The organism is Segatella copri, assembly GCF_051861805.1.
GTDB lineage: Bacteria > Bacteroidota > Bacteroidia > Bacteroidales > Bacteroidaceae > Prevotella > Prevotella copri_M.
The window spans coordinates 880,225-904,328 of sequence record NZ_CP146520.1 but is presented as its reverse complement, the minus strand read 5'-3'; the positions used below and the strand labels follow the sequence as shown (position 1 = coordinate 904,328).

Below are 24,104 nucleotides of genomic sequence, written 5' to 3'. Positions count from 1 at the left end.
GTTGTTGTACGATAATGAGGTGTCGCCGCTAGGCTCAGCAGACCTGCTGACTGCAGTCGGCAGAGCTGCTGACTAGGCTCAGCAGAGCTGTCGAGCCTAGTGGGAATCATCAAGAAGCAGTCTGCTTGAACCTCAGATACAGTCTCTCAGAACCTCAGATACCGACTGCTTGAACCTCCTAATCTATATCTTTGACCCAGCGCTGTCGTATCCTTGTGCCAGATGAGCCGTCTCGTTACGCTTATTCAGCCGCATTGTTATGCTTGCTCAGTCGCCTTGTTGATCATGTTTTTCATTTAAGGTCTCAATTTGCGACCTTAAACGTTTTGCTTTTGCATACCTTTATCTCAAATGTGGTGCAACTTCTCCGTTAGGTAAAAGAATCCCCGCCCTAATTAAAAAGACGAGTGCAGCTTATCTTATGCAAAGATACGCTTTTCTTTAATTATTCTCCACGATAAAATCCATTACTGCTCATTTCCGACCATTTTAAGAACATTTCCTGATAGTTGTCTTTTATGAATTCACGAATGATTCTCAATTCTTTATTGGTCAGAACACCCTGCTCTTTTACGATGGTATCACCATTTCCCATTACAAAAAGCTTGGCAGAGCCAGATTCTGTTAAACGTTTGTCACTAGCATGTACATGCATAGCTTCCACTATGCAATGGGAAGTAAAATAGAGGTAATACCCACATATCATAAAATCGTAATATTTAGGCATAAGCTTGCTCCATTAATTTTTTGTTTCGTATCCAATACTTTTGAACGATGCTGATTTCTATATCATTCATATTGGTTTCTGTTATTTCACCCTCGCTAGTCATAACAAGAGCATGATATGGCGGGTGTAGATACACAACACGTATAAAGCCTTCTTCGGTTTTCGAAAATGCATATCCGCAAACAATCATCATAGCATTTTCTGCCACTGTTTTAATCTCTTCTTCCTTCATGATAATCTATTTTTACTGACTTGATTGGTTTGAGAAAAGTCTCAGGATTGATATACAGATTCTTCAATATGGGCAAAAGGTCAATATACTCTTCCGTTTCGCCCAAACCTTCATAATCTGCCATAACAACAATATATCCATTATCCCATTCCTTAACATCCACATATCGCTTGAGGCGCTTGGGAGTACGAAATCGGATATTACTATTGCCATATCGAAAAGAAGTCATATCTCCTTGATTGGAGAGTAACGCTTCTGATGAAAGATTCTTATTGTCCATATTTACTTCCTTGTTTTAATGATTCAACTTTCGTGCTGCAAAGATTATGCAAACATATCCTCACTTGCCCGATGTGTTGGGCAAGAAGGATACACCTTATTATATTATGGATTAGGATAATCCTGATTGATACCTCTAGGAAGAAAATAGCCCTTGATGCAATTTGGATTGCAGACACAAATCTGAATATGATTCTTTTCTCTGAATCCTGCATTAGGATATAGTTCCTGTCCTTCCCAAAATACACCTTTTACAGAATCGTAAGAATGGGTATTGGCCTTTTTATTCAACTCCAATGCCGTTTGTACAACAGAACAATCTAACCTTCTGAGAAGTAGATCATCCGAGTTGCCAATTGGCTTGTTCTTTGGTAATTCCTTATCAAGATTATGACATGTTTCTTTTAACACATCATAGGCATTCTTCAACTCCTGTAAATAAGAGCTATCTGTCAAATCGAAACAATAACCTAAATCTATTACGGCACCTATAACTGCAGGAGTTTTTATAGAAGAGTTGGACCTTTTTGACAATTCTGTCGCCCATTGCCAAGCTCTTTCTTCATTATTTTCCCAAAAATAGATACCACTTCCTAACCAATCATAATCATTAGTACTGGCTAAGAGTTCTGTTTTACCAGCAATAACCTTTTCTACCACAGACTGGTCACAACCATGAAATCCAATCACAAGATTAGATCGCCTAGAATAAAGAGATTCATCCATATTATCTTAGATGTGAAGCCCAGTTTCCATTTTTATCCAAAATGCCTGCATCTATAAGAAATTTCAAAGATGCCTCTTTACTAGCTGTTGCAGCCTTTCCTGCTGCCTCTAATCTTTCTTGTCTTTTGCTATCAAATAAATCCATATTCTACCTCCTTGTTTTAATGATTCAACTTCAGTGCTGCACGGATTATGCAAACGAGCGCAATGAAAGTTTACTTTCAAATTGCCGAGCGCAGCTAATCTTCTGCAAAGATACGCTTTTCTTCTGAAAGATGCAAGAAATTTTGGGAAAATGTTTGAGGGTGAGAGAGATAAAAAGAAAAAGGTGTACCCCCTACTGCCCGACGGCAATAAAAGGGTACACCTTAATTTATTTTATGTGATACTTGTAAGTTTCCGATTAACGGTTACCACCAGCCCACCAAACATTTTCGGTGAAGATATACTTACCGGCATCGTTACCTGAACCGAAAGCTTCCTTCACGTTAGGGTTTGAAAGAACATCGCTTGAGCCGTATGGCAAACGAAGTGGCAAACGGTTCTGACCTGCCTGAGTATTGTTAGGGTTGGTCATGGCTACAGGATAGCTACCATCAAGATAGTTGCAACGGCGCATATCGTTGAAGGTCTCCAACTGCTCGTCACGAGTCTGGGCGATATACTTCTGAACCAAAATCTCGTTCAATGGATTTGCTGCAAACTTAGTTGCAGTCTCGCCAGCAAGATAAGCAGCAACAGCATCGTCGCTGAACTCTGTAGCACCTACAGTAGCATAGTCAGCAAGAGAAGCCTTGACTGCAGTCTCGAAATCAGCCTTGGCATCCTGACCCAAGCGAGCCTTCACCTCAGCGATGATGAAGTAAAGTTCCGACTTGCTCATCAAATGGCTAGGAATCTTCACCTCGCTGATACCATTCAAGAACCAGAGAGGGAAATTGGTAGCGCTGGTTGCACCGGCTGCTTCCTTGTCACCAGGAGTCATCAAGCCCAACTCAGCAGGAGCACCATACCAGTCAGCACCATTATAATTATAGATAGCCTCACGTGGATCCTGACGAGCTACCATCAAGTCATCAACTGTCTTGGATGAAGCACTATACTCACGGCTATACCAGTAAGCAGACCATGCATCAATCTGGTTGTTGCCGTCGAAGATATTCAGGTTAGCACCATCGAAGCCATCAGCTACAGCAGCATTAGCCTCTTCCAGAATCTGAGCATACTGTGCATTCTTGTCGGCAGCACGACCTACCTCATGCAAGAGATAGCGAGCCTTCAAGGCATGAGCAAGACCACGCCACTGAGTCAAGTTACCATTGAACAAGACATCGTAGGCACCAGCATTCTTCATATTGCCGGCAATAGCCTGATCCAGATTACCCTTGGCAGCATCCAGCAATTCCAGGATATGCTTGTAGATATCTTCCTGAGTATCGAGCTTAGGAGCAGATACCTTGAAAGCCTCAGAGCAAGGAATGTTACCAAACAAGTCGGTCATGATTCCCCAATCGTAAGCAGCCAGAATCTGACCCATAGCCTTGATATCAAGCTGTCCGGCGCTATTGCCACCCTCTTCACACTTAGCAATCATCTGCTGAATGTTGTTGAGGTTAAGATAAGTACCATTCCACTCATTATCGAAACTAGAAGCAGCAGCAATTTCATTGATATTGCGGAGCTCTGCATTCTTAAGCTGGTTGTTACCTGTACCCAGGATTTGCTCTGTATAAGAAGCAACATACCAGGCGAAGTTACCCGTGTTGGTAGTGAAAACACTAGAAACGATGGCATCTGTGAGCTGGAACTTGGCAGAAACAACGCTTTCACCTGGGTGAGCCTCGTCTTTGTTGATTCTGTCCATGATATCCTCAGAGCAAGATACAGTCATCATAGAAACTGCAGAGATTGCCAAGATGCCAAATATATTCTTAAAATTCATCATTGTTTTATCCTTTATTAATATTGATACTTTAAATGATTCCGAGGTGGGTCAGCCAATTAGAATGTAATCTTGAAACCACCACCGAAGCTTGAAGTATTTGGCACAGAGAAACGCTCGAAAGTACCACTCATGTTACCATTACCCTGAGAAGACTCTGGATCCAAATCCTTCATCTTTGACCAGAGGAGCAAGTTGCGTGCGAATCCATATACAGAGATGTCGATGCCTGCAAACTTAGGAAGCTGGTAGCTCAAGGTTACATCGCGGAGCTTCAGGAAGCTACGGTCGTAGATACCTGCCTCAGTCACGTTATTGTAAGCCATCCAGTAATCCTGCTTGCTTACCTCAACCTTGTTTGGTTCACCTGTTGCAATATCAATACCCTCAGCTACCATAGTACCCTCGTGGTATGGGATAGACTCCTTGGTTGCACCGAAGTAGTTCAATGTCAAGAGTGTACCGTTATACATCTTGCCGCCCTTCTGCCAATCCATGGTTGCACTCAAAGACAAGCGCTTCCAGCGAGCCTTCAGGTTGAAGCCCATATTGAAATCAGGTGTACACTCACCCAGGTTCTGGCTACCGGCAGTACCGATAGGAAGACCATCCTGAAGCAAGAGGCGGCCCTGCTCATCGCGCTGGAATGCTACACCATAGATATTTGGATAGGTATAACCTGCCTGGGCACGTACCTGTGGCTCAACGAAACCACCCAGCATGATACTCTCTACGCCATCAGCCAAAGACTTAACCTTGTTGGTCAGCTTGGTGAAGTTTACACCAAGATCCAAATCCCAATCCTTAGTCTGAATGATGCTTGCGTTGATGGCAAACTCATGAGACCATGTGGTCATCTCACCGGCATTGGTACGGAGGTACTGATAACCTGTAGAACCGGCTGTAGGAACATCGAAAATCTGATCCTTGATGTCCTGATAGCTGGCTGTATATTCCAAGCGAACACGATTGTCGAAGAAGTTCAAGTCTGCACCAAACTCCCAGTTCACGGTGTTCTGTGGTTTCAGATTAGGGTCATATTTCACGTAGTAAGGCACATAAGAACTTACGCCGTTGATAGCATAACTGATAGGAGTGATACCATACATACCGCTACCATATTCTGGAACATAGTAATAGTTAGCATAGTAGTGACCTGCCTGACCTACCTGAGCGAATGAAGCACGGAGCTTACCATAAGAGAGGATGTGATTATCCTTCAAGGCAGGAAGCTCTGTGAAAATCCAGCCGAGTGATACAGATGGATAGAAGAAGCTACGGTTGTTGCGTGGCATGGTAGAAACGATATCGTTACGACCTGTCACAGTCAGATAAACCTGATTAGCATAGCTCAAAGACAACTGACCGAAGAAACCTACGGTACGCTCCTGAGCCTGATATTCCTCTGTCTTTGGCTTAACAGTGGTATTGGTCATAGTAGGCTGACCATAGAACAGGAAGTTAGTTCCATCGTAATCCCAGACACGCTGATAGTCATGATTGAACTCAGAACCGAGCAATGCGCCGAAGTCCCACGCATTGTCAGCACCCAACTTAGCGGTGAAGTTGGCTGTGAAGAGGTTGTTGAAGATATTGTGCTGAATACCATAGTTTTCAATCTCACCACCAGCATTCTGTGCAGAACCCTTTTCATATACATCACTATTGTTAGTGGTGTAAACATCAAGACCAGCCTGCTCACGGATTACCAAGTTGTAACGCTCTGTATCCCAACCGAAGTTAGGACGATATTCAAGATAGGCATTACCGAATACACGGTTGGTATGCTGCTTGAATTCATTGTTATCCTTCCACCAATATGGGTTGTTGAATGAGGTAGAACGGAACAAGATCTGATTTGTAGGGTCGTTTGGCGCATGAGTAGGAGTGCCCTTCAGATTATACTCAGAAGGAGCAGAATAAACCACGTTCATAATACCGCTGTTGGCACCAGGAGCAGATGTAATCTTGGTTGCGCTATAGTTAGCAGAGAAACCTGTCTTCCACTGCTTGTTGATTTCAAAGTCAACGGCACCACGGGCTGTAGTACGCATCATACCAGTAGAAGGGATGATACCTTTCTGGTATGTATCACCAATACCGAAAGAATAAGCCATATTGCCATTCTTCTGTGAAATACCCAGGTTAGAGTTCTGGGTGAAACCTGTATCGAAGAAATCACCTACATTGTCATAAATCTGTGGAGTAGCCCAACCGTCAAGACCTGCAGCTGCATACTTAGGGTTGTAGTACATACCCTCGTGCTTGCCATAAGCCTGAGTATATTTATTGTCGGTATTACCACCATAAGTAGCATCGTTAGCCAGATCAGCAATCTTAGGACCCCAATTCATAGAAGATGATGGGTTATAAGCATTTATGCCATTACCCTGGGCATAAATATTCTGACGATCAAACTTCTTGCTGACAGTCTGAGCACTCAAGTCGGTAGAGAATGTAATCTGAGGGCGACCACCATTTGCCTTACCACGCTTGGTGGTAATGATGATGACACCATTAGATGCACGGATACCATAAAGGGCAGAAGCAGCCTGACCCTTCAATACGTCGATGCTCTCGATGTCATCAGGGTTGATATCGATAGAACGGTTTGCCTTATCTGCACCAGTTACAGAAGCCTGTGTATCATAATCGGCAGCTGAAGCAATAGGCATACCATCTACCACGTAAAGAGGAGTGTTATCGCCTGAGAATGAACGGGCACCACGGATGACAATCTGAGAAGATGCACCAGGAGCACCAGAAGACTGACGGATATCAACACCGGTCAACTTACCCTGCATAGCGCTAGCCAAAGAGCTAGTACCTGCGGTGTTCAGATCTTCAGCACCCAGTTTCTGAGAAGCATAACCCAAGGCTTTCTTATCACGAGAAATACCCATTGCGGTAACTACGACCTCATCAAGAGTCTTGTTATCCGCTTCCAATACAATCTTCATCTTCTGACCTGCCTTTACAGTCTGAGGCAACATACCGAGGTAAGTTACTTCCAGCTTGGCACCAGCAGGAGCATTCAATGAGAAGTTACCATCAACATCGGTAACAGTACCGGTCTTGGTACCAGCAACCTTGACTGAAGCACCAATTACAGGTGCTCCATCCTCAGAAGAGGTAACCTTACCAGAGATTTGACTTTGCGCAAACGCCATGCTTGTACTAACGGCTATGGCTGCGGCTACTGTCATGAGTCTTTTTTCCATAAATCTCTCTCTCTTTTAAAAAAATTAATATATAATGTTATTTCTTTCTCTCTATTTTTCTTATATGATCACTCACAAGGAGTTATCATCATCTTCTTTCTCTCCACCTCTTGCCCCGAGGTGGAGGAAATCAGCTTTATAATATAGGGGTGTAAGTCTAAAACTTACTTAATTTTAAAGAATATTTTTAATCGGGTGCAAAATTAAGCATTATTTGGGAAACCACCAAACTTTTTTCAGAAAAAGTTGCACTTTACCCTGCATTTTGTTATAAAAATCCAGTTTTTATGCACTTTTTCTTATAGAATGTAAAGAAACGGGCGACAGTTCATATAAAAACCGCCGCCCGTTCAGGATTTTAGCTTTTAGTCTCCAGCTCCTTACCGAGAACAAAGAGCATATAGAGAGGAATATCCAGTATCTTGGAATCCTCATTTCGCTCGTATGGCAAGAGACTTGAACCCTATGAGTTTCAAACTATTACAACACATCCGTGTAGTGTGAAGTAGAAAAGCCAATTTATGGCTCTACTCAAATACCTTGCTAAAGCCGGAATCCGTAATATCTGCTTCCGTAACACTTACCGAAAATTTATTGGTATAACTGAAGAACGGACCCTTATAAGTGGTTCGCTTGCCGGTGACCAGATGAACATCCTGGAAACTCGTAGATTTAATCTTCTTGCCATCGGTAGCCGTAGCCGTGGTAGACAAAGAAACATCGCTCACCTCATCTTCACCCAAAAGAACATAGATATCAAGCGTCAAACCCTTACCTGCCAATTTCGACACATTAACTACTTTATCGATGGGTGCCGTAGCCAAGCAATGCCCCGTTGACGGATTGAATACATTTCCCAAATTACCCGATATGTCGATGCTGAAAGACTTCAGATTGTCAAGCACCCTATCCGTGGTCTCCAAAGTGACACACGCCACGGCACGCTTGAGCACACAATCGATGGTCTGAGTTGTACCTGTAGAAGCGACAGTCACCTCCTGACAGCAGTAAGCCATGTCAGAAACCTGATTGTTCGGGAAATCAACTTCTGTAAGCGACTTAATATTGATTCTATTCTTTGTATTGATAGGCTTAGGTGTATTGGCTGCTACTATCACAAGCTGATAAGTACCCGTAGGAAGCAGAAGCTTCATCTGTCCGAAACTATCCATGGAGTCATCCTGACGAAAATAGTACGCCGACTTCATGGTTCCCCCCTTAGGAACCATAGCCAGTTCCAGCTCCGAAAACAAGCCGCAGTCTGCCAATGCCTTATTGCCAGATTCATCGCCTCTCGTTTCGAGTCCGGAGATGGAATGCTCAAAGAGATTGAACACAACCTCTTGGTTTTCTACTTGTGAGGAACCAGTCATCACATTGTCTGATGTACAGCCAACCAACAGGCTAGCTACGAAGACCAGCATCAGGCCTATGCTTCTAAAATTCTTCATCTTTAACCTAGATTTAGGTAAGACGCCAGGAATATCCCAGTGTTATCGGCAATGCCAACCGAATGGTACAGACGATTGTTAGTTACAGTTGCGTTACTGCAAATTTACTTAAAAAAAGAATGGGGTGTTACCGAAGACTCCATTTTTTAAGATTGTTTAAACAGAAAATGTATCCTTACTGCTCTTCCTGGAAGAATGCAATAAGGATACACATTATTATATATAGGGGATGAAATGCACCCTATTATGAACGGATCTTATATCCGTGGATGCTGTAATACAGGATGTAGAGGAAGCATGGAAGGCAGAGCCAATATGCCTGCTGAGCACCTACGGCATCCTTCAAACTGCCATAAAGCGTAGGAAGAACGGCGCCGCCAAACATCGCCATGATAAGCAACGAAGAACCTGCCTTGGTAAACTTACCCAAATCTGCCATTGCCAAAGGCCAGAGTGCAGGCCACATCAGGGAGCAGCCCAATGCCATCAATGAGATGAAATAGATGGAAACCTCAGCTGGAGTAAGAACCACCAGCAAAGCTCCTGCTATCGCCAGAAATGAACAGAGCTTCAATGCCACAGCCTGACTCATGTACTTAGGAATCAGGATGATGCCGCAGATGTAACCGATGACGATGCCGATAGGAGCAATCCATGCATAGTTTGCTGCACCAGGCAAGCCCAGAGAGTTGGCATAATCCACCAGGGTTCCGAGCGATACGGTTTCAACACCCACATAGAGGAACAATGCCAGACAGCCCAACAGTAAGTGAGTGAACTGGAACACAGAATTCTTGGTGGCAGCATAGGCACAGGCTGCAGCCTCTTCACCGTCAGACTCATCTTCTCCGGCAGCCTTTACCTCAGGCAATGGAGCCACGAATGCCAGCACGCCCAGCGCCAGGAAGGCAACGATGATAATCCAGAATGGCTTAGACAGGTCTTCGATGCCAATGAGATGCACGTCCTTACCCAGCAGCCACACGATGAATATGGATGGGATAGGCCATGCCAGCTTGTTGCAGATACCCATCATACTGATGCGCTTTGCCGCACTATCCAGAGGACCCAGGATGGTGATGTAAGGGTTTACCGAAGCCTGAAGATAGGCATTGGCAGCACCACTCACAAACGAAGCCAGCAGGAAGAGAGGAAAACTCTTCTCGTCGGCAGAAAGGATGAAGAGATAGAATGCCGCAGCAAAGATAACGAACGATAGCGACATCGTCTTCTTATAGCCTATCGCCTTGATGGTGAGACCTGCCGGATAACCGAAAACCAGGAACGGAATGAAGGTTGCCGCAATGATGAGATAAGAAGCTGCGTTGGAGATACCCAACGAACCCTGCAACACCGGCACCAGCAATGAATTGATTCCCAAGGCAAAGCCTAATGAGAAAAACATGATTCCAATGAACGACAATGGAATCGCAAAACTTTTACTTGAACTCATAGATTTACATTTAGTTAGAATTTTTGGCAAAGGTACAACTTTTCCCCTTATTATCCAAAGTTTTATGAAAAAAGTTTTTAAATTTCTTGGTTTTATTGGCTTTTCTATCTAACTTTGCACGTATGATGAAAAGATTATTAGTTTTTTTAATGGTGTTCTGTGCCCTGTCAACTTATTCTTTCGCACAGAACTGGGTAGGCACCTGGGCCACAGCTCCGCAAACTGTAGTCAGATCATTTATGCCCTATAACAACTGCATGACCAACCGCTCGGTGCGCCAGGTGGTAAAGGTAAGCATAGGAGGCGACGTGATTCGCCTCAAGTTGAGTAACATCTATTCGATGCAACCCGTGGAAATCCGTTCCATCTACATCGCTCATGCCAAGGACTCGTTCAGCATCGATGCCAAATCGGCACAATACTTCAAGTTCGGCAACAGCTACAAGACCGTCATTCCTGCCGGCAAGCAGATAGTGAGCGACGCCCTGAAGTTCAAGCTCAGGAACCTGGAGCGCGTAGCCATCACCATCAACTACACCTCGGCTCCCGAAGTGCCCACCGTGCACATGGGTTCGCGTACCACCTCTTATATCATGAAAGGTGTAACCAACGCCCACTCCAACTTCGAGAAGGCTTTCAGAGAGAACCACTGGTACAACATCAGCGGCATCGATGTGTATACCATGAGCAACAACATGAGTGCCATCGCCATCATGGGCAACTCCATCACCGACGGCAAATGCTCTACGGATAATGCCCAGAACCGATGGCCCGACGTCATGTCGGAGATGCTGCAGCTGAAGCATAAGATAACCAACCAAGGCGTATTGAACCTGGGCATCGGCAACAACAGGGTAACCGTGCCAGGCGGATTCGGAGCACTCGCCAAGGAACGCTTCGACCGCGACATCCTGATGCAGAGCGGCGTAAAGAAGGTGATTATCTTCGAAGGCATCAACGACATCGGAGCAGCCAAGAGCGGCAATAGCGAGACGGTGGCACGCCAGATTATAGAAAGTATACAGGGAATGGTAAGGAAGGCGAAAGCCCAGAAGAAGAAGGTTTACCTGGGCACCATCACGCCTTTCAAGGGCGCCGGCTATTACAGTCATTTCCATGAAGCCGCCCGTCTTTACGTGAACGACTGGATTCGCAGCCAGGCAAAGAACGTGGATGGCATCCTGGATTTTGCCAAACTGCTGCAAGACCCGAATGACAACAGAAGGATGAAACGGGAATACGCCAGCAACGACTGGCTCCACCCGAATCCGGCAGGATATAAGGCAATGGGAATCTATGCCGCAGACATCATCAAGTAAGTCATCATCTTATCAAGAAGAAACATCCTCATATATTTAGCCTTAAGGCTAAATTTATTTTCCCTTAAGGCTAAATATTTTTAGCCTTAAGGGAAAAAATATCTTTTCTTCAAACACACAAATCCGCCGGGATGCCTAGCGGGATATGTTCTACTATAATTCTTATTTATTTCAATACAATCTTGCAATCATCCAGGCTCTCTACTGTGGCAAGAGCCTCATAACGGATTCCTTCCTTGCGCAGGAAATCACCACCATGCTGGAATGCCTTCTCGATGATGAAGCCCATTGCCTCAATCTTGGCACCAGCCTTCTCGCAGAGATCCATCACACCCTTGGAAGCGTTACCGTTGGCGAGGAAGTCGTCGATGAAGATAACACGGTCTTCAGGAGTCAGGTAGCTGTTGCTTACACATACCGTATAGTCACGGTCTTTGGTAAAAGAGTGAACCACCGAGGTAATCATGCCCTCCATGGTCTTAGGCTGCTTTTTCTTGACGAAGACAACAGGGAGATTGGTCAGATAACCCACCATGATGGCAGGAGCGATGCCCGAAGCCTCGATAGTAATAATCTTGTTGTAATTGATGTCCTTGAAAAGGCGCACGAATTCCTTAGCTAAGTCCATCATCAGAATAGGGTCCATCTGATGATTTACGAAGCTATCTACTTTTAAGATTCCACCAGGAAAGCATCTGCCCTCCTGCATAATTCTTTCTTTCAGTAAATCCATTATGACTTGAACTTTAATATGGTTATTGGGTGCAAAATTACTACTTTTTTCGGAAACAGGAAAGTTTATCGCCCAATAATTTTGTTTTGTCTGCAATTTAGCGTAATTTTGCAGCAGAAATGAATAAGATGTTCAGGGAGCATGATATGATACCCCCTATTAAACTATAAGAATATGAATCCATATATCAAGCAATTCCCCGACCTCATGTCGGGCAAGAAAATCATGTATGTTCACGGTTTCCTCTCTTCTGCACAGAGCGGCACCGTAAAAATGTTGCAGGAACTGATGCCGAATGCCACCCTCGTGGCTGAAGACATCCCGGTACATCCGGAAGAGGCCATAGAGATGCTGCAGAAGATGGCGGAGACGGAGAAGCCCGACCTCATCATCGGCACCTCAATGGGCGGCATGTACACCGAGATGCTGAAAGGCTACGACCGCATCCTCGTGAACCCAGCCTTCGAGATGGGCAACACGATGAGCAGCATGACCGGCAAGCAGGAGTTCCAGAACCCGAGAAAGGATGGAGTAAACGAACTGATGGTTACCAAGGGACTCATCAAGGAATACCGCGACATCACCGAGCGCTGCTTCCAGGACATCACCCCCGAGGATCAGAAAAGAGTTTATGGTCTCTTCGGCGATGAGGACCCTGTGGTTCACACCTTCGACCTCTTCCACGAGCACTATCCGCAGGCCATCCACTTCCATGGCGAGCACCGACTCATCGACAAGGTGGCATTCCACTATCTCTGTCCGGTAATCCGCTGGATAGACGACAAGCAGAACGGCAAGGAGCGCCCTATCGTATACATCGACTTCGATGCCTTGCACGACAGTTACATGAAAGCAACCAGCAGCATGCACAAGGCATACGAAATGCTGATAGAACATTATAATGTATATATCGTTGCCCCTGCGCCTACCAACGACCATGAATACATGGCGAAGGTACAGGCGTGGGTGGAAGAATATCTCTCTACCCCAGCCTACGACCACATCATCTTCTGCAACCAGAAGAACCTGCTCTACGGCGATTACTTCATCGATCCTCGCCCATGCGATGGTTTCATGGGTACGGCGATAGAATACGGCAGCGATGAATTCAAGACCTTCGAAGAAATCATCACCTTCTTCGAAAGACTGGGAGGACAGTGATTTAGTTGATAGTTTATAGTTAACAGTTTACTGAACTTTCGCAAGTTTTGCCCCACACGCCCTGAAAGGGCAGAAGCTCTTAGCCCAGGGTAACACCCTGGGTTAACATACAAACAAGAATGTCGCCCTGTAAGGGCAAAAGCTTTGATTATATGAAGCTTTTGCCCTTACAGGGCGACGTTGTTAAAATCATCATATACCCAGGGCGCTGCCCTGGGCTAGGAGCTTCTGCCCTTTCAGGGCGTGCTGCGATTATGCCTTATCCATGCTCTTCGGCAACACGAGGTTCAGGATAACGGCGAGCAGGAAGACTACGGCTACACAGTTATCGGCGAATACGGTGCGCACAATCTCTGGGAAGATGTTGAACATGCCCGTGGCTGATGTAAAGCCGAGACCTACGCTGAGCGAAAGGCTCACGATGACCATGTTGCGCTGAGAGAAGCCCGTGCGAGCCATCATGCCGAAACCGGCAAAGAGGATGCTACCGAACATCATGATGGTGCAGCCACCCAATACAGCCTGAGGAATGGTGGTCAATACATAACCGATAGCAGGGAATACACCACCGATAATCATGATGATGGCACCCAACGCAATGGTGAAGCGGTTTACCACACCCGACATGGCTGCCAAACCTACATTCTGGCTGAACGATGTGATAGGAGTACAACCGAAAAGCCCCGAGAAGGTACTTACGAAACCATCGCAGCATACAGCTGAACCCATCTCCTTGGTGCTAGGATCACGCTTCAAGGCACTGTTGCAGAGAGCCGAAGTATCACCAATGGTCTCTGTGGCAGACACCAGATATACGGCTACCACCGAAAGGATGGCACCGATATTGAACTCTGGGGTGAATGGCAGGAGCTTTGGCAACGAAACGATGGAAAGACCAGAAAGTCCACTATAATCTATCATTCCCACGAAGAGCGCCAGCACATAACCCACCAGCAATCCTACCAATACAGAAAGAGAGCGGAGGAAACCCTTGGCAAAAATCTGGCAGAGAAGACAGGCGAGCAGGGTAACCGTGCCCACAACCCAATTGTTCATGCTGCCGAAATCTGCTGCACCCTGACCACCTGCAAAAGAGTTGGCACCCACAGGAAGGAGCGAGAAACCGATGGCTGTTACCACGGTAGCGGCTACTACAGGAGGAATGAGTTTGATCCAATACTTGGCGAAAAGTCCGAGTGTTCCTTCTACCAGACCACCAATGATGACAGCGCCTACCAAAGTACCCATGCCATGAGCACCGGCAATGGCGATGGCAAGCGAAAGGAAGGTGAAGGAAATACCCATCACGATAGGAAGGCGTGAACCGATGCGCCATACCGGATAGAGCTGCACCAGAGTACCGATACCTGCGATAACCATACAGTTCTGGATGAGCACAGCGCTCGTCGGACTATCCAATCCTACTGCACCAGCAAGAATCATAATTGGCGCAATGTTACTTACGAACATCGCCAACACATGTTGAAGACCAAATGGGAGTGCTTTACCGACGGGCACTCTACCGTCAAGCTTGTAGAGATTTTCTATTGACTGTTCCATTATTGTTATAAATAATTAGAGAATTTACTAATACTCCGTTTTTTCTGAATTTTCCTCCCACATGCGGAAGGCACCCAGCGCCTCATCACGCATCAGGGCAATCATCGGCTTGTGGCGGTCTTCTATCTTGCGGTCAATCTCCTCGTAGATAAACTCATCGTCGAAACCAATCTTTGCCGCATCCTTTCGGTCGTTGGCATAATAGATACGGTCGAGATGTGCCCAGTAGATAGCACCCAGGCACATTGGACATGGCTCGCAGGATGTATAGATCTCGCAACCTTCCAGGTTGAAGGTCTTCAGCTTGAAGCAAGCCTGGCGCACGCAGTTCACCTCGGCATGAGCCGTAGGGTCGAGGTCGATGGTTACGCTGTTGGAAGCCTCAGCAATGATGATACCATCCTTGGCAATGACAGCACCAAAAGGACCGCCACCAGTCTTAACACTATTCTTTGAGAGCTCAATGGCTCTATGCATCAATTCTTCTTTTGTCATAATTCTTATTCTTTAATATCGGTTATTAAAATAGAGTACTACATTTTTTTGCACGAACTTTTGCTGCAAAGATACACTTTTTCGCACGAATATTCGACACTTTACTACATTTTTTTGCACGAACACCCTAAATTCCCTTAAAAACGTATCCCCATTCAACCGTTAATTATCAATAATTATAAATACCTTTATCATAAGAGTATGCATTATTTTCGTAACTTTGTAGCCTATGAATCAAAACAATATCAGCGCCGCAGAACTCTTCCTTAGGGTAAGAGAACTTTTGATACTCCCCGAACTGGAGCCGAAGACACGCAACAAGATGATGCACGACACGCTCATCCTCTGCTGCCACGAAGGAGTGAAGGATACCAGACAGGCTTTCGGTAACCTCTTCTCCCAGGTGGATTATCTCTGTAAGGCACGCGGCATCAAGGTGGCAGACAAGATTGCCATCCAGACCATGCGCCGACACAGCAACTCGCAGGAACCCCTGTCGGGCGAAGACCTCAAGTATGATGCACGTGCCCTCGCCATCTTCATCTCTGCCGTATTCGGAGTGGATGTGCCTCACGAACTGAACGTGCTCATCCCACATACCAACCGCCCCTACCAGAAGGGATTGGAAATCAACAACCGCCGCATCCGCTGCATCGTGAAGAACTGGGACAGCGACTTTATCCGTGTGGATATCGACCAGGATGCCGACGAGGAGGAATACCTGGTGAGACTGAAGGACGAGGAGAACCACATCGACCATACCTATCTTTGGGACCTTCTGAAGGAAGGTATGCAGCTCAACCTGCTCGACTGTCAGGTGAAGCAACCCATCATCACCCCCCGACTCGTCGTGGTAGAGCCCGATTATCTGGTAGATATCAGTAGCATCGCCACCTGCTTCACGGCTTTCGGCCACCATCCCCTGCTCTATCTTCTCAACCTGATGAAGCCTAGAGCCAACACCCAAGCCACTCTGCTGGGTAACTTTGCCGGAGCAGCACTGGACGACATCATCAACACGCACGGCAAATACCAGATGAACGAGACGGTAAAGACCAATTTCAGGGAGAAAGCCCTGGAGTTCTGCACCTGTCCCTGGTTTGACGCCAAGAAGTTCTATACCGATGCCAGTCTGCAGGCTTTCAATCTGCAGCAGGTGGTGGATATCCTCTTTCCCCGCACCGCATCGCAGGCACAGATGACGGCATTCCGGGGTGAGGAGTTCTACGACAGGAAGAAAGCCATCCTCGAACCTTCGTTCGTCTGCGAGGCACTCGGCATCCAGGGACGTGTGGACCTGATGACCACCGACTGCAAACTGCTGGTGGAACAGAAATCGGGACGCAACATGAACATAGAGAGCCATCAGACAGACCCAAGCTATCACAGTTATCAGCTGGAGCCGCACTATGTGCAGCTTCTGCTCTACTATGGCGTGCTGCAGCATAACTTCAAGCTGAGCAATGAACGGGTAAACATCCGTCTGCTCTATTCCAAGTATCAGCCACAAGACGGACTGATGGTGGTAGCCTATTACCGCAAACTATTCCAGGAAGCCATCACCTACCGCAACCAGCTGGTAGCCGCCTCCTTCGAGATAGCCAAGGAAGGCTTTGAGCATGCGCTGAACGAGTTTACACCCGAAGTACTCAATGTAGCCGGCACCCAGGACTTCTTCTACAACAAGTACCTGAAGCCTCAGCTCAGTGCCATCACCGACCCACTCCATGCCCTATCGCCACTGGAGGAAGCCTACTTCTGCCGCATGATGACCTTTGTGCTCAGAGAGCAGATGATCAGCAAGGTGGGCGCACAGGAAGGTACGAACACATCAAGTTCCGACCTCTGGACAATGCCTCTATCAGAAAAGAAAGATGCAGGCAACATCTACACCGGCCTGCACATCATCAGGAAGGAACAGAGCAGCGAGGGAAGCGGATACGACACCATCACCCTGAGCGTGCCCGACCAGGGCAAGGACTTCCTGCCCAACTTCCGCATCGGCGACATGGTGTATCTCTATACCTACAAGCTGAAGGAAGAACCCGACGTGAGAAAGGCTATATTATATAAAGGTGTATTGCAGGAGATTCACAGCGATGAGATTGTGGTGCATCTGAACGACGGTCAGCAGAATGCCGACATCTTCGAGATGAATCTGCCGTATGCCATTGAGCACGGAACGAGCGATGCCAGCACGGGCGGAAGCATCCGCAACCTGCACCAGTTTATCTGTGCACCCAAGGACAAGCGCAACCTGCTGCTGGGACAGCGTGCTCCGCAAAGAGACACTTCCCTATCGTTGACCAGACATTACGACGATGTTCTGGACGACATCATCCTCCGTGCCAAGCAGGCACAGGATTACTTCCTGCTCGTGGGACCTCCGGGAACAGGAAAGACCAGCCGTGCCCTGAAGTTCATGGTAGAAGAAGCCCTGAACGACGGAACGGGATTGCCTACAGCGGAAAGCATCGCCACGGCAAGAGGCGGCTATCAGCAACCAGCCTCATCCATCCTCCTGATGAGCTATACCAACCGAGCCGTGGATGAAATCTGCGAGATGCTGGTAGATTCCGGCATCCCATTCCTGCGCCTCGGCAGCGAATACTCCTGCGACGAGCGATTCCGCCCATATCTGATAGAAAAAGCCATCAGCGACTGTCCGAAGCTGGAAGCTATCAAACAATATATAATAGGTACGCGCGTCATTGTGGGCACCACATCGATGATGACCTCCAAGCCATTCATCTTCACGCTGAAGCACTTCAAGCTCGCCATCATCGACGAGTCGAGCCAGATACTGGAGCCTAACCTCATCGGTCTGCTTTCGGCTGTGGATAAGTTCATCCTCATCGGCGACTACAAGCAGTTGCCAGCCGTGGTGCAGCAAAGCGAGAAGGATTCCGGCATCCCGACCATCAACGACAGGCAGAAAGGTGGCGTCATTGACATGAGCATCCTGCAGGACATCTGTCTCACCAACTGCCGCAACTCCCTCTTCGAGCGTCTGATCCGCTGGGAAGACCACGAGGAGCGCAGCGAATTCATCGGCATCCTGCGCCGCCAGGGACGAATGCATCCGGAAATTGCAGAGTTCCCCAACAGGATGTTCTACCGACGGGAGAAGCTGGAACCGGTGCCTTGTCCACACCAGTTGGAGACGGAACTCTCCTACACCCTCCCATCGCTCGATGCCACCGACGACCTTCTGAAGAATCACCGCATGATCTTCCTGCCATCCCAGTTCTGCAAGGAGCCGAATGTATCAGACAAGATCAATGCCAACGAGGCGGAAATCGTGGTAGATATGCTTCGCCGCATCCACCGTTTCTACGGCGATCGGTTTGATGCCCAGAAGACGGTGGGCGTCATCGTGCCTTACCGCAACCAGATAGCCATGGTGCGCAAGGGCATCGAGAAGCTCGGCATCCCGGAACTGGAGAAGATCAGCATCGATACCGTGGAGCGATACCAGGGCAGTCAGCGCGACGTCATCATCTACAGTTTCACCATCCAGAACATCTGGCAGCTCGACTTCCTAGCCGGCAACAGTTTTGTGGAAGATGGAGCCATCATCGACCGCAAGCTGAACGTAGCCATCACCCGTGCCAGGAAGCAGATGATAATGACGGGCAATCCGGAGATATTGCGCAATAATCAGATTTTTAACCAATTAATGGACTATGTGAAAGAAAAAGGGGGATATTTTCAAAATTTCACCGAAAAAGTTTGGTGATACGGAAATAAAGTCCTATCTTTGCAATCGAATTACAGACAAAAGGATAAACAAGAGACACAAAATAGATTTAGGATTCCGGTGCTCCGCAGGCACTGGAATTCTTTATTTTTTTATGCCTTTTGCAACCTTATTATTAATAACATATAAACAACAAGAAAAATTATGGCTTACATGTCACAAGAAGGCTACGACAAACTCGTAGCTGAGCTGAAAGAGCTCGTATCTGTAGAGCGCCCTAAGGCATCAGCCGCAATTGCTGAAGCCCGCGACAAGGGTGATTTAAGTGAGAATTCTGAGTATGATGCCGCCAAGGAGGCACAGGCTCACCTAGAAGATAAGATCAACCGCATCAAGCTCACCATTGCCGAGGCTAAGATCATCGACACCAAGCAGCTCAGCACCGACTGCGTGCAGATTATGTCGAAGGTAGAGATGACCAACATGGCTAACAAGGCAAAGATGACTTATACCATCGTGAGCGAGAGCGAGGCAAACCTGAAGGAAGGCAAGATTTCCATCAAGACCCCTATTGCTCAGGGATTGCTCAACAAGAAGGTAGGTGAGATTGCGGAGATCAAGATTCCTCGCGGTACCATCAATCTTCGCATCGACAAGATTTCATTTGAATAAAACGGAATAAAAGGAACTATCATATTGGCAGCGATGCCCGTATGACGGTTCCTTTTATGTTATATGTAAGCCCCCAAGATAAGACAAGAAACATAAATTGTAAATTACAAATTATTAATTATAAATTGATTAGCGATTATGGCAAGCATTTTTTCAAAGATTGCAGCAGGAGAGATTCCTAGCTACAAGTGTGCAGAAAGCGACAAGTTCTATGCTTTCCTCGACATTAGCCCTATCGGCAAAGGTCATACTCTGGTGATTCCTCGCAAGGAGGTGGATTACATCTTCGACATGGAGGATGCAGACCTGGCTGAATTTGAGGTATTCGCCAAAAAAGTGGCTAAGGCCATCAAGGCAGCCTTCCCATGCAAGAAGGTGGCTCAGGTGGTTTTGGGTCTGGAGGTTCCTCATGCCCACATCCATCTCATCCCTATGAACAGCGAGGCTGACGTGAACTTCCGCAAGGAGCACCTCAAGCTCTCAGCAGAGGAGTTCAAGGAAATCGCCGACAAGATTTATACAGAATTCAAGAAGCTTTAAATTCAAGAAGTTTCAAACAGAAAAAGAGCTGCGAAGCATATTCGCAGCTCTTTTTCTATCTATATTCCATACGTTCTTACTTAAACAAACTCATCGCCCTTCTTCATCTGTATCTCGTTCACATATTTGCGAACCAGGGCAGAAGAGTCTTCTTTCTTGCATACCAGGAGCACATTGTCACTCTCGGCTACGATGAAACCGTCGAGGCCGTTCAGCACGGCAAGCTTGCCCTTTGGCACCTTGACCACCGTGTTGCTGCAGTTCTCCATCAGCACATCGCTGTCTACTATCACATTGTCGCCCTCACCTTTCTGCATCGCCTCGTAGATGCTGTGCCAGGTGCCCAGGTCGGCCCATCCGAAGTCGCATCTCATCACGCAGACATTAGACGGTTTTTCCAGAATACCGAAATCCACAGAGATGTTGGGATAAGAAGAGAAGCTCTCCTTCATGTAGGCATTCTCCGTCTCCACGCTGAACTCAGGATATTTCTTGTCGTAGTCACGGAGCACCGGTGGCAATATCTTGCAGAAACACTCACGCAGATAGCTTACATTGCTCAGGAAGAGGCCCGTGTTCCAATAGAACTCGCCACTCTCCATGAAGATTTTGGCGAAATCACGCTCAGGCTTCTCGGTAAACGACTGCACATGATAGATGTTGTCGCTGCAGACATCGCCCATCTGAATGTATCCGTATCCTGGTTCAGGGCGGGTAGGCTTCACACCCATAGTCAGGAAATGGTTGTTCTCGGCTACGAAAGCCAAGCCCTCAAATACATTCTCGCGGAAAGCCTCCTCGTTGAAGATGGCCTGGTCGGAAGGTGTGGTGATGACACAGGCATCCGGGTTCATCATCGAGATGCGATGGTTGGCCCAAGCCATGCTAGGCGCCGTGTTGCGATGGATAGGTTCTGCCAGGATGTTGTCGGCAGATACCTCTGGCAACTGCTCCTTCACCAGATTCACATATTCCTCGTTGGTATTGATATAAATATGGTCGGCTGGCACTATCTTCGCCATACGATCGAAAGTTTGCTGCAACTGGGTTCTACCTACTCCAAAGAAGTCGATGAACTGTTTGGGATAGTTGCTACGACTGCACGGCCACAATCTTCTACCCTTACCTCCTGCCAATATTACGCAATAATTGTTATTATCATTAATTGTCATATTACGGGTCTTAAATGTTGGTTACTGAAATCATGTGTAAAGTTAGTAATTATCCCCGAAAAGACCAAATATTTTGAAAGAATTTAATAAAGATAGGACAAATACAACACATTTTTAGTATTTTTTCCAAGCAAAATATCTTTTTTCGAAAAAAAACAGCCAAAAAGTTTGTTATTTCAATTTTTATTTGTACCTTTGCACCCGCAATCGCCCAGATGGCGGAATCGGTAGACGCGCTGGTCTCAAACACCAGTGGAGCAATCCATCCCGGTTCGATCCCGGGTCTGGGTACAAAGAGCTGCAAGTTCTTCAACTTGCGGCTCTTTCCTTTGCAAACACCATCGCCCAGATGGCGGAATCGGTAGACGCGCTGGTCTCAAACACCAGTGGGGCAACCCATCCCGGTTCGATCCCGGGTCTGGGTACAAAGAGCTGCAAGTTCTTCAACTTGCAGCTCTTTTTGTTTTTATACACCTACCAAAAAAGGGTGTGTCTTGAACTTATGACACACCCTCATAGATTTATTTTCTAAGAAAACCTTATCTCAACTTGATATTGCTCCAATCACTCATGCCATCAGCAGGAACCACCGTTGGCGACTGGCTCTTATGGTTGATGACCACCGACTGGCGGCGCACCTCCTTGTTCACATACTCGCTCAACTCGCCCAAGGTTACATCACCCTTGGTATCCTGCAACTTCTTCAGGAGATAATAGGTGAACAGACCATGTCCCTTCTCCTTATATGGATAAGCAGTCTCGTCGCCCGTAGCAGCACTGAACACCACCATGTTGCCCTTTGGCGCATCCTGCTTCACCTTCAACGCTACACCACGAGCCGATGCCAACATGCCATCGCCACGCTGGGCACCACTGAAGCAGGCATCCATGAACACCAATACCCGCTTGGCATGGAGACCGTCAAGCGTATCATACAGTCGCTTGGTGCTCAGACATACCTCTGTGTTCTGACCGCTGGCATCCACAGGAAGCAGGTAAGCAGCCTTGTCTGATTCGCTTGGCACACCATGACCTGCATAATAGAAGATGACATTCAGGTCGCCCTCGAAGGCAGAAGCAATGCTCTTGATGTCGTCTAAGGCTGAAAGCATCGTACCGAATGTTGCATCGCGATACACACGGATGTTCTCCTTAGGGAGACCCAGGGTCTTCTTGCAGTAAGAAGCAAACACCTTGGCATCGTTCAAGGCGTACTTCACCTTGGTAACACGCTCGTAGTTCTCGTTACCGATAATCACGGCAAAGGTCTTCTTGTTCTCCTCGTTGGTTTCAGGAATATTGATGTCGAGCGCATTATCCACTACTTCCAACTGAGAGTTAGCGGTTCTGGCTGCACTACCACCATGCAAATCTATCTCCAATGGAGGAAGATTGGCAAGGAACTCGCTGGAACCATCGTTCTTGTAGCTGGAAGCCGACTGATAAATCTTATCGCCTAACTTAAACTGGCAGGAAAGGATAGCCAGCTGGTCGTCTATCACACCATACTGAGGTTCAAGCTGAATCTGGTTCCAATATCCCTTGAAGAGATCAGCCTCCTCGGCAGGCACCTTGGCATAAATGCGTCCCAAGCCATCAATGGAAACCGGGTAAGTACCATAATCGGTATCATATACGCCCAAGTTTCCCTTCACCATATTGGTGGTATAGGCGGCGATGTAGTTCTTGCGCACATTGTCAATCACCTCATCGAGCTTCTTCTCACGGTTTTCAGGAGTCACGCGCTCCTTCCACTGCTGGGCAGTTTCGTAATCCTTCTTCTTCTGCCAATCCGCCATTCGGCTGTTTACCATATCGAAAGCGAAATAGCTGAACGACTTCACTATCCTGCGCAGATTCTGACGGGCAAAAGGACTGGAGTTATATGGGAACTCAGGATACTCCTTGGTCATGCTCAGGATGTCCTTCACGGCATAGTTAGGACAGGATGCAGAAGAATTGCTTCTCACATCGGTCAGGGCTGGTCCCTTGATGCCCAAACTGTTGTCATCAGGCAAGTTCTTATCGATATTGGCAGAAGGCTGCATTCTTCTTGGCTTCTGGTCGGGCAAGGTGAGGCTCTTCAACTTGTTGCAGTAAAGGAAACAGCATACACCCAACTTCTTCAAACTGTTAGGGAATGCCAGTTTCTCCAGTTGCTGGCAGTTGTAGAATGCACCCGCGCCAACGGTCTCCACACCCATCGGGAGTTCCATCTCCTTCAAGCCGCTCGCCTCGAAAGCCAGGTCAGCAATCTTGGTTACAGAAGCAGGCACCTGCAGCTCCTGCAAAGCATCACATCCACGGAAAGCAGCCATCGGAATCAGAGTGAGCGAAGAAGACAGGGTAACCTCCTTCAGTTTCTTGCAATCCTCAAAGGCATGAGTACCCAGGCTCTTCACCGTGTTAGGCATCAGAATAGAGGTAACGTCAGAACCCTTGAAGGCCTCCTCGCCAATCTCTACCAGATATTTAGGAAGCACGATGTCGGTGATGGAACCCTGTTCGTCCTTGGCAAAAGCACGGGGAGCGATGGCAACCACCTTGCGTATCTTGCCCTTTATCTTCAAAGAAGAAGGAATTGAAAGACTGGTAGATTTATGTTCCCAGCCAGTAACCTTTGCCGTACTATCCGACAAAGCCTCATAAATGACACCAGCCACCTTGGCACTGATGACCTTCTGTGCGCTCATAGGTATCAAAGCGCACAGGATGCAAACC

19 protein-coding genes and 2 tRNA genes are annotated in these 24,104 nt (G+C 47.1%); 7 read left to right on the top strand and 14 right to left on the bottom strand.

Going from position 1 to position 24,104, the window contains the following annotated elements; all coding sequences use genetic code 11:
• Positions 1-445: 445 nt before the first annotated feature.
• From V8Z93_RS03390 to V8Z93_RS03350, 9 genes are all read right to left on the bottom strand, one after another.
• Positions 446-727 carry a DUF4160 domain-containing protein gene (locus V8Z93_RS03390; protein ID WP_297074123.1) on the bottom strand — a complete coding sequence of 94 codons (282 nt, stop codon included), beginning with the start codon at positions 725-727 and terminating at the stop codon, positions 446-448.
• The gene (locus V8Z93_RS03385) at positions 720-959 is read right to left on the bottom strand and encodes a DUF7723 family protein (RefSeq protein WP_203040589.1); all 240 of its coding nucleotides are present in this window, start codon (positions 957-959) and stop codon (positions 720-722) included. Before V8Z93_RS03385 ends, V8Z93_RS03390 begins: the two co-directional genes overlap by 8 nt.
• Positions 940-1,239: a DUF7724 family protein gene (locus V8Z93_RS03380; protein WP_439432401.1), complete on the bottom strand. Its 300-nt coding sequence runs from the start codon at positions 1,237-1,239 to the stop codon at positions 940-942. Before V8Z93_RS03380 ends, V8Z93_RS03385 begins: the two co-directional genes overlap by 20 nt.
• A gap of 104 nt (positions 1,240-1,343) precedes the next feature.
• A complete protein-coding gene (locus tag V8Z93_RS03375) occupies positions 1,344-1,964 on the bottom strand; it encodes a hypothetical protein (protein WP_217761974.1) in 621 nt (206 codons plus the stop codon).
• Position 1,965: 1 nt separating this feature from the next.
• Positions 1,966-2,109 (bottom strand): hypothetical protein, encoded by a 144-nt coding sequence (locus V8Z93_RS03370; protein WP_218417744.1) that lies wholly within the window; start codon positions 2,107-2,109, stop codon positions 1,966-1,968.
• Between the two features lie 258 nt (positions 2,110-2,367).
• Positions 2,368-3,909: a SusD/RagB family nutrient-binding outer membrane lipoprotein gene (locus V8Z93_RS03365; RefSeq protein ID WP_439432400.1), complete on the bottom strand. Its 1,542-nt coding sequence runs from the start codon at positions 3,907-3,909 to the stop codon at positions 2,368-2,370.
• A 56-nt stretch (positions 3,910-3,965) separates the two neighbouring features.
• Positions 3,966-7,127: a SusC/RagA family TonB-linked outer membrane protein gene (locus tag V8Z93_RS03360; RefSeq protein ID WP_439432399.1), complete on the bottom strand. Its 3,162-nt coding sequence runs from the start codon at positions 7,125-7,127 to the stop codon at positions 3,966-3,968.
• A 527-nt stretch (positions 7,128-7,654) separates the two neighbouring features.
• On the bottom strand, positions 7,655-8,578 hold the full coding sequence (locus V8Z93_RS03355) for a FimB/Mfa2 family fimbrial subunit (protein ID WP_439432398.1): 924 nt from the start codon (positions 8,576-8,578) through the stop codon (positions 7,655-7,657).
• A gap of 244 nt (positions 8,579-8,822) precedes the next feature.
• Complete coding sequence (locus tag V8Z93_RS03350) at positions 8,823-10,031, bottom strand: MFS transporter (protein WP_217763324.1); 1,209 nt, start codon at positions 10,029-10,031, stop codon at positions 8,823-8,825.
• 125 nt (positions 10,032-10,156) lie between these two features.
• On the opposite strand from V8Z93_RS03350, the gene V8Z93_RS03345 reads away from it, so the two are divergent.
• The gene (locus V8Z93_RS03345) at positions 10,157-11,350 is read left to right on the top strand and encodes an SGNH/GDSL hydrolase family protein (RefSeq protein WP_439432815.1); all 1,194 of its coding nucleotides are present in this window, start codon (positions 10,157-10,159) and stop codon (positions 11,348-11,350) included.
• Between the two features lie 166 nt (positions 11,351-11,516).
• On the opposite strand, the gene xpt is transcribed toward V8Z93_RS03345, so the two are convergent.
• Positions 11,517-12,083, bottom strand: coding sequence for a xanthine phosphoribosyltransferase (xpt, locus tag V8Z93_RS03340; protein WP_203040595.1), 567 nt, complete (start codon positions 12,081-12,083; stop codon positions 11,517-11,519).
• Between the two features lie 174 nt (positions 12,084-12,257).
• On the opposite strand from xpt, the gene V8Z93_RS03335 reads away from it, so the two are divergent.
• A complete protein-coding gene (locus V8Z93_RS03335) occupies positions 12,258-13,244 on the top strand; it encodes a YqiA/YcfP family alpha/beta fold hydrolase (protein WP_439432397.1) in 987 nt (328 codons plus the stop codon).
• A gap of 252 nt (positions 13,245-13,496) precedes the next feature.
• Here V8Z93_RS03335 and V8Z93_RS03330 read toward each other — a convergent pair whose 3' ends face one another.
• On the bottom strand, positions 13,497-14,804 hold the full coding sequence (locus V8Z93_RS03330) for a nucleobase:cation symporter-2 family protein (RefSeq protein ID WP_439432396.1): 1,308 nt from the start codon (positions 14,802-14,804) through the stop codon (positions 13,497-13,499).
• Positions 14,805-14,831: 27 nt separating this feature from the next.
• The gene (locus tag V8Z93_RS03325) at positions 14,832-15,299 is read right to left on the bottom strand and encodes a nucleoside deaminase (protein ID WP_298529807.1); all 468 of its coding nucleotides are present in this window, start codon (positions 15,297-15,299) and stop codon (positions 14,832-14,834) included.
• Between the two features lie 229 nt (positions 15,300-15,528).
• Between V8Z93_RS03325 and V8Z93_RS03320 the strand changes: the two genes are divergently transcribed.
• The 3 genes from V8Z93_RS03320 (at position 15,529) to V8Z93_RS03310 (ending at position 20,211) form a co-directional block, all read left to right on the top strand.
• The gene (locus tag V8Z93_RS03320) at positions 15,529-19,038 is read left to right on the top strand and encodes a DEAD/DEAH box helicase (protein WP_439432395.1); all 3,510 of its coding nucleotides are present in this window, start codon (positions 15,529-15,531) and stop codon (positions 19,036-19,038) included.
• A gap of 165 nt (positions 19,039-19,203) precedes the next feature.
• Positions 19,204-19,671 (top strand): transcription elongation factor GreA, encoded by a 468-nt coding sequence (greA, locus tag V8Z93_RS03315; RefSeq protein WP_203040600.1) that lies wholly within the window; start codon positions 19,204-19,206, stop codon positions 19,669-19,671.
• Between the two features lie 138 nt (positions 19,672-19,809).
• Positions 19,810-20,211 (top strand): HIT family protein, encoded by a 402-nt coding sequence (locus V8Z93_RS03310; protein WP_439432394.1) that lies wholly within the window; start codon positions 19,810-19,812, stop codon positions 20,209-20,211.
• Between the two features lie 80 nt (positions 20,212-20,291).
• Here V8Z93_RS03310 and V8Z93_RS03305 read toward each other — a convergent pair whose 3' ends face one another.
• A complete protein-coding gene (locus V8Z93_RS03305; RefSeq protein WP_218413396.1) occupies positions 20,292-21,383 on the bottom strand; it encodes a mannose-1-phosphate guanylyltransferase in 1,092 nt (363 codons plus the stop codon).
• A gap of 209 nt (positions 21,384-21,592) precedes the next feature.
• Between V8Z93_RS03305 and V8Z93_RS03300 the strand changes: the two genes are divergently transcribed.
• Together V8Z93_RS03300 and V8Z93_RS03295 are read left to right on the top strand one after the other, a co-directional pair.
• Positions 21,593-21,674 (top strand) — tRNA-Leu (locus V8Z93_RS03300).
• A 52-nt stretch (positions 21,675-21,726) separates the two neighbouring features.
• Positions 21,727-21,808 (top strand) — tRNA-Leu (locus V8Z93_RS03295).
• A 114-nt stretch (positions 21,809-21,922) separates the two neighbouring features.
• Here the strand turns inward: V8Z93_RS03295 and V8Z93_RS03290 are convergent.
• Positions 21,923-24,076 (bottom strand): leucine-rich repeat protein, encoded by a 2,154-nt coding sequence (locus V8Z93_RS03290; RefSeq protein WP_439432393.1) that lies wholly within the window; start codon positions 24,074-24,076, stop codon positions 21,923-21,925.
• Positions 24,077-24,104 lie beyond the last annotated feature (28 nt).

What these genes read in the sequence shown, in the direction of transcription:
- V8Z93_RS03390 (WP_297074123.1), bottom strand. Translation starts at nt 727, where the DNA reads ATGCCTAAATATTACGATTTTATGATATGTGGGTATTACCTCTATTTT.
- V8Z93_RS03385 (WP_203040589.1), bottom strand. Translation starts at nt 959, where the DNA reads ATGAAGGAAGAAGAGATTAAAACAGTGGCAGAAAATGCTATGATGATT.
- V8Z93_RS03380 (WP_439432401.1), bottom strand. Translation starts at nt 1,239, where the DNA reads ATGGACAATAAGAATCTTTCATCAGAAGCGTTACTCTCCAATCAAGGA.
- V8Z93_RS03375 (WP_217761974.1), bottom strand. Translation starts at nt 1,964, where the DNA reads ATGGATGAATCTCTTTATTCTAGGCGATCTAATCTTGTGATTGGATTT.
- V8Z93_RS03370 (WP_218417744.1), bottom strand. Translation starts at nt 2,109, where the DNA reads ATGGATTTATTTGATAGCAAAAGACAAGAAAGATTAGAGGCAGCAGGA.
- V8Z93_RS03365 (WP_439432400.1), bottom strand. Translation starts at nt 3,909, where the DNA reads ATGATGAATTTTAAGAATATATTTGGCATCTTGGCAATCTCTGCAGTT.
- V8Z93_RS03360 (WP_439432399.1), bottom strand. Translation starts at nt 7,127, where the DNA reads ATGGAAAAAAGACTCATGACAGTAGCCGCAGCCATAGCCGTTAGTACA.
- V8Z93_RS03355 (WP_439432398.1), bottom strand. Translation starts at nt 8,578, where the DNA reads ATGAAGAATTTTAGAAGCATAGGCCTGATGCTGGTCTTCGTAGCTAGC.
- V8Z93_RS03350 (WP_217763324.1), bottom strand. Translation starts at nt 10,031, where the DNA reads ATGAGTTCAAGTAAAAGTTTTGCGATTCCATTGTCGTTCATTGGAATC.
- V8Z93_RS03345 (WP_439432815.1), top strand. Translation starts at nt 10,157, where the DNA reads ATGAAAAGATTATTAGTTTTTTTAATGGTGTTCTGTGCCCTGTCAACT.
- xpt (WP_203040595.1), bottom strand. Translation starts at nt 12,083, where the DNA reads ATGGATTTACTGAAAGAAAGAATTATGCAGGAGGGCAGATGCTTTCCT.
- V8Z93_RS03335 (WP_439432397.1), top strand. Translation starts at nt 12,258, where the DNA reads ATGAATCCATATATCAAGCAATTCCCCGACCTCATGTCGGGCAAGAAA.
- V8Z93_RS03330 (WP_439432396.1), bottom strand. Translation starts at nt 14,804, where the DNA reads ATGGAACAGTCAATAGAAAATCTCTACAAGCTTGACGGTAGAGTGCCC.
- V8Z93_RS03325 (WP_298529807.1), bottom strand. Translation starts at nt 15,299, where the DNA reads ATGACAAAAGAAGAATTGATGCATAGAGCCATTGAGCTCTCAAAGAAT.
- V8Z93_RS03320 (WP_439432395.1), top strand. Translation starts at nt 15,529, where the DNA reads ATGAATCAAAACAATATCAGCGCCGCAGAACTCTTCCTTAGGGTAAGA.
- greA (WP_203040600.1), top strand. Translation starts at nt 19,204, where the DNA reads ATGGCTTACATGTCACAAGAAGGCTACGACAAACTCGTAGCTGAGCTG.
- V8Z93_RS03310 (WP_439432394.1), top strand. Translation starts at nt 19,810, where the DNA reads ATGGCAAGCATTTTTTCAAAGATTGCAGCAGGAGAGATTCCTAGCTAC.
- V8Z93_RS03305 (WP_218413396.1), bottom strand. Translation starts at nt 21,383, where the DNA reads ATGACAATTAATGATAATAACAATTATTGCGTAATATTGGCAGGAGGT.
- V8Z93_RS03290 (WP_439432393.1), bottom strand. Translation starts at nt 24,076, where the DNA reads ATGAGCGCACAGAAGGTCATCAGTGCCAAGGTGGCTGGTGTCATTTAT.